Here is a 4,916-nt window from a genome sequence, read left to right as displayed (position 1 = left end):
TGGTTTCTTAAGTATACCCTTATTTAATAAAAGAATTTTTTAAAAAAGTATTGACTTTTTATAACTGGTCTATACATCAAAAAAGACTATATCTAAATGATATAGCCTAAAATTAAATATTAAATTATATAGTTACTCCAACTCCAGGACCTAAAGGTAATCCAAACATATACCATATAATAAGTAAAACTGTCCATCCAATTAAAAATGCTATTGAATATGGAATCATTGTTGTTATTAACGTACCTACACCTGACTTTTTATCATACTTTTCTGCAAAAGCAACTATTAATGCAAAGTAACTCATTAATGGAGATATTATATTAGTAGAAGAATCTCCTATTCTATATGCCATTTGAACTAATGCAGGTGAAGTTCCCAAATTCATTAACATTGGTATAAATACTGGTGCCATTATAGCCCATTTAGCCGAAGCTGATCCCATAAATAAATTTATAAAAGCTGTTAATATAACAAATGAAACAATTAACGGAATTCCAGTGAATCCTATTCCTTCTAAGAAGTTAGCTCCATTAACTGCAATTACAATACCTATATTAGTATAACTAAAGTATTGAACAAATTGTGCTGCAAAGAAAACTAGTACTATATAGCCCCCCATTGTTGACATACTTTTTCCCATTAAATTTATAACATCTTTATCACTTTTAATTGTTTTACAACCAATTCCATATGCTACTCCAGGAATAAAGAAAAGTAAAGCAATTATTATTACTATAGAATCCATAAATGGTGAATTAAGAATTTCATTTGTTTGTGGATTTCTTAAAACTCCATTTGGAAGTAAAGATATTAGCATTATTATTATAAATATTAATGCTGATATACTAGCAAATTTCAATCCTCTTTTTTGTTCACTTGTAATTTGTGTTATCGTTGCTTTTTCATCACCTTTATATTGACCAAGCTTAGGTTCTACTATTTTTTCAGTTACTAATGTTCCAATTATAGTTATTAAAAAAGTTGATACTATTATAAAATACCAATTATCTGCTGTTCCAACAAAAGCATCAGCTGAAAATAATTTTGCTCCTTCAGTTGAAATACCTGCTAATAATGCATCAGTTGGACCGGCTAGTAAATTAGCACTATATCCTCCAGATACTCCAGCAAAAGCAGCTGCTAATCCAGCCATTGGATGTCTTCCAAAGCTTAAGAAAACAATTGCTCCAAGAGGAACTAAAACAACATATCCAGCATCTGACGCTATACTTGACATAACTCCAGCAAATACTACAACAACAGTTATTAATCTTTTTGGTGTGCTTGTAACAAGTTTTGTTAATAAAGTACCTATAAGCCCTGTCCCTTCTGCAACTCCAACACCAAGTAAAGCTACTAAAACTGTACCAAGCGGAGCAAAACTAGTAAAGTTTTTAACTGCAGAAGTAAACATATATCTAATTCCTTCTGGCGTTAATAAACTAACTACAGTAGAAGTCATTTCTTTTATTTCCATACTACTTCTATCTAGGCCTGTATATGTAACAGATACACCCATTCTTGCCATAATAGCTGATACTACTATAATAATTCCACAAAGAATAACAAATATTGTAGCAGGATGTGGAAGTTTATTTCCTATTTTCTCTATTGAATTTAATATTCCCTTATTAGAGTCATTTATTTTATCTTTAGATTTCATTTGTTTTCCCCCTTTATATGCAAATTAGCTAACATATAAAATTCAATATTTATTTAATTCATTATTAATTATATTTTGACAAAATATAAGCACATTATATATATTTTTTGTTATATTTTCAAGTTAATATATTAATTATATTAAAATTTATCAAAAAATTCATATTTATATTATTAATATTTTATCCAAACATTTAATAGCTTAAGAATATCAAATATAGGTTATACTTAATATTATACTCTTATTAATACTACGTTTATTTTTAGGATATATCTATAAAATTTACTATTACATAATTTGAAGGAGGTTTTTAAAATACTTGCATTTAAGATTATTTTTTGTATATCGTTTATAATTAATTTATTTATACTATTTATAATCATTCCCTTTGGTAAAAAAAGACCTGAAAAAACATTATCTTGGATATTAGTATTGATGATTTTACCTCCAATTGGATTAATATTATTTATCTTTCTAGGTCGTAATTGGAAAATAAACACATTAGATAGGAAAGTTAAAGAACAAATTTTTAATTTAACCAACTTTGCCAGTATAGAAAAAAACGAAATATTAAATGAATATAAACAAATTATAAAACTTCTAGCTTCTAATTCATACTCACCTCTTTTTTTAAATAATAAAGTTACTATTTTAGATGGAGGAGTTCAAAAGTTTGATATATTAAAAGAAAAGATGTTAGAAGCTACTGATCATATTCATCTTGAATATTATATAGTTAAAGATGATAAAATAGGTAATGAAATTAAAGATATCTTAATAAAAAAAGCTAAAGATGGTATAAAGGTGCGATTTGTAATTGATAGAGTTGGTTCTATAAAACTTAGTAAAAAATACATTAAAGACTTAAAAAAAGCAGGAGTAGATATAGCTTTCTACTCGTATGTTTTAGCTCCTTTATTAAGATTGATAAATACACAAATTAATTATAGGAATCATAGAAAAATTGTTATTATTGATGGTAAATATGCTTTTATCGGAGGAATAAATATAGGCGATGAATATTTAGGATTAGGTAAATTAGGCGATTGGAAGGATTGCCATATAATGATTGAGGGAGATTGCGTTTTAGGTTTGCAATCTGTTTTTTTAGATGATTTTTCAATTATAAAGAAATATAATAATGAAGAAATATCTGTTTTAAATAATATAGAAAATTATTTTAAAACTCATATTTGTAATGACAAAATTCCAATGCAGTTAATTAGAAGTGGACCTGATTCTGAATATCCAAGTATACTTCAACTACTAATTAAAATGATTAGTATGGCAAAAGAATCTATTAATATAATCACTCCATATTTCATTCCATCTGAAGGTTTAATGGATGCTTTAAGAATTGCATCATTAAGCGGAGTAGATATTTCCTTAATATTTCCTGAAAAAGCAGATCATTTTGCGGTAAATAGAGCTTCACAAACATATTTAGCTGAATTACAACGGACAGGAGCCAAAATTTATTTATATACTAAAAATGCATTTATACATTCAAAATTAATAACTATTGATAATAAGATATGCACTATTGGAACAGCTAATATGGATATTCGTAGTTTTGAATTAAATTATGAAATTAATACTATTATTTATAATAAAGATATAACTAAAAATTTTAATAAGATCTTTAACAGATTAATTAATCAATGTAGGGTTTTTAGTTATGCTGAATATGAAAATAGAAATTTATTAAATAAATTAATAGATGGATTTTCTAGATTATTATCCTCAATATTATAGACCAACTATTTAGCTGGTCTATATTTTTTACTTAATTTAAATTTTTCAATAATTGATACAATTATACACCCAAATATTCCTCCTGATGTATCTATTAATACATCTTTAAAAGCCATACTTCTTCCTGGGATAAAATATTGATGAAATTCATCTGAACATGCATATAAAAATACAAATATAATTAAATAAAATTTGATGTTTTTATCTTTAATTTTGTAATATCTAGAAACATTATATGCTAATAAAAATAATATCATATATTCTGAGAAATGAGCTGCTTTTCTAATAATAAAAGTAGCTAATTCCCCCAAATAATCATTTAACTCTATTCCTATAAATTTGAATAACTTTAAAACCAAATCACTTTGACTACTTGAAACTTCTCCTGGTTGATGCGACATAAAAAATATTATTCCCATCCATAAAATTACCATGCTCCAGGATAGTATCTTCTTATTTTTGTTCATAAATCTCTCCTATGTTATTTATAAATTAATTTTTTTCAACTAAGTATCTATTGATATATGCTAACGATTGTTCTAGTATATTTTGCCCCCCTTCTAAATCCTTAACATTGACTTCTAAATTATAGATTCTTTGTTCTACTAAATTCATTATTTGCTTTATATCATTTAAAAGTTTAGCTTCGTAAGAAACTTGTACTCCATCCGAATCAATATATAACTTCTCAGGTACAGAACCGCACTGAGAGCATTTAAGATATATATCATCTCTTTCTATATCCCTATAAACTTTAAATGTTTCACTACTACAATTTGAACAATTTGGTATAATTATATAATCCTTATTCGTTACATTTATATTATACCTTGATTTACATTGAGAGCAAATTAAATTTAAATTCTCTTCATTACCTTCTAAATAAAATATATTCCCACTACATCCATCTTTCTCACATACAAAAGTTCTTATCATTTTTTACTCCTCCTCTTTAAATAGAAAGATTATTCCTTTACAATTTAATATGCTAAAATCTATTGAATTATTCATAGTATCTTTTAATAGGCCACATATTTTATCAAAAGTAAAATAGACCTAAATTTTTATTTAGATCTATTACTAGGTTTATTATTTATTATATTTTCTAATTCATTTTCTACTTCTTTTATAAGTTCATCTATTATGTTTGTACTTTTTCCTGCTAAAACTAATTCTCTTTTTTCTAGTTTTAAATTTGTTAGTCTTTGCTCTAACTCATCCTTTTTGCTCATACCAACACTCCCCATTTAAGGATCATTCCTTAAAACTTTTTATTTTAATTATATTCATATACTATATTAATTATATATTATTTTATATATTATTCCTAATTAAAAATTTAGAAATTTTTTAAACTTTTTCGACATTTATATATATTTTATTTAAAACAAAAAAAAAGAAGTTATTTTCATAACTTCTTGGTGGAGGTAAAGGGATTCGAACCCTTGACCCCTTGCGTGCAAGGCAAGTGCTCTCCCAACTGAGCTATACCCCC

General features: G+C 25.8%; 5 protein-coding genes and 1 tRNA gene. 1 reads left to right on the top strand and 5 read right to left on the bottom strand.

What is annotated here, in order from left to right:
* Positions 1-124: 124 nt before the first annotated feature.
* Positions 125-1,666: an AbgT family transporter gene (locus H9660_RS15705; protein WP_191751314.1), complete on the bottom strand. Its 1,542-nt coding sequence runs from the start codon at positions 1,664-1,666 to the stop codon at positions 125-127.
* 297 nt (positions 1,667-1,963) lie between these two features.
* Here H9660_RS15705 and cls point away from each other — a divergent pair, with 297 nt between their 5' ends.
* A complete protein-coding gene (gene cls / locus H9660_RS15700; RefSeq protein ID WP_191751313.1) occupies positions 1,964-3,421 on the top strand; it encodes a cardiolipin synthase in 1,458 nt (485 codons plus the stop codon).
* Between the two features lie 5 nt (positions 3,422-3,426).
* Here cls and H9660_RS15695 read toward each other — a convergent pair whose 3' ends face one another.
* From H9660_RS15695 to H9660_RS15680, 4 genes are all read right to left on the bottom strand, one after another.
* Positions 3,427-3,888, bottom strand: a complete 462-nt coding sequence (locus H9660_RS15695; protein ID WP_191751312.1) for a VanZ family protein — start codon at positions 3,886-3,888, stop codon at positions 3,427-3,429.
* Between the two features lie 25 nt (positions 3,889-3,913).
* The gene (locus tag H9660_RS15690) at positions 3,914-4,357 is read right to left on the bottom strand and encodes a hypothetical protein (RefSeq protein WP_191751311.1); all 444 of its coding nucleotides are present in this window, start codon (positions 4,355-4,357) and stop codon (positions 3,914-3,916) included.
* A 128-nt stretch (positions 4,358-4,485) separates the two neighbouring features.
* The gene (locus tag H9660_RS15685) at positions 4,486-4,653 is read right to left on the bottom strand and encodes a hypothetical protein (RefSeq protein WP_191751310.1); all 168 of its coding nucleotides are present in this window, start codon (positions 4,651-4,653) and stop codon (positions 4,486-4,488) included.
* 187 nt (positions 4,654-4,840) lie between these two features.
* A tRNA-Ala gene (locus H9660_RS15680) sits at positions 4,841-4,916 on the bottom strand.

This window comes from Clostridium gallinarum (assembly GCF_014836325.1).
GTDB classification, from domain to species: Bacteria; Bacillota; Clostridia; order Clostridiales; family Clostridiaceae; genus Clostridium; species Clostridium gallinarum.
Note: the sequence above shows the minus strand (reverse complement) of the source record. Positions and strands in the feature narration are given on the sequence as shown.

Coding starts and splice junctions, on each gene's coding strand:
- H9660_RS15705 (WP_191751314.1), bottom strand. CDS start 1,666: ATGAAATCTAAAGATAAAATAAATGACTCTAATAAGGGAATATTAAAT.
- H9660_RS15695 (WP_191751312.1), bottom strand. CDS start 3,888: ATGAACAAAAATAAGAAGATACTATCCTGGAGCATGGTAATTTTATGG.
- H9660_RS15690 (WP_191751311.1), bottom strand. CDS start 4,357: ATGATAAGAACTTTTGTATGTGAGAAAGATGGATGTAGTGGGAATATA.
- H9660_RS15685 (WP_191751310.1), bottom strand. CDS start 4,653: ATGAGCAAAAAGGATGAGTTAGAGCAAAGACTAACAAATTTAAAACTA.